The sequence below is a fragment of the Paraburkholderia phymatum genome, assembly GCF_038900715.1.
GTDB classification, from domain to species: domain Bacteria; phylum Pseudomonadota; class Gammaproteobacteria; order Burkholderiales; family Burkholderiaceae; genus Paraburkholderia; species Paraburkholderia phymatum_A.
The window spans coordinates 1-391 of sequence record NZ_JAYMRZ010000108.1 but is presented as its reverse complement, the minus strand read 5'-3'; the positions used below and the strand labels follow the sequence as shown (position 1 = coordinate 391).

Genomic DNA, 391 nt, shown 5'->3' with positions numbered 1-391 from the left:
GTCACCGCATCGTGCCGATCATCCCCGACGAGGCCCGCACCTTCGGCATGGACTCGTTCTTCCCCACGGCCAAGATCTACAACCCCAACGGGCAGAACTACCTCTCCGTGGACCGCGAGCTGATGCTCGCGTACAAGGAGTCGGCCCAGGGTGTGATCCTGCACCCCGGGATCAACGAGGCCGGCGCCACCGCGGCCTTCACCGCGGCGGGCACGTCCTATGCGACCCACGGCGAGACCATGATCCCGGTCTACATCTTCTACTCGATGTTCGGGTTCCAGCGCACGGGTGACGAGTTCTGGGCGGCTGCGGACCAGATGGCCCGCGGTTTCGTGATCGGCGCCACCGCAGGACGCACGACCCTGACCGGTGAGGGCCTGCAGCACGCGGA

The 391-nt window shown here is 66.8% G+C and carries 1 pseudogene; it reads left to right on the top strand.

Annotated features, from left to right (window positions below):
- Window positions 1-391: pseudogene (locus VSR68_RS42630) on the top strand (pyruvate dehydrogenase (acetyl-transferring), homodimeric type); the annotation flags it as partial.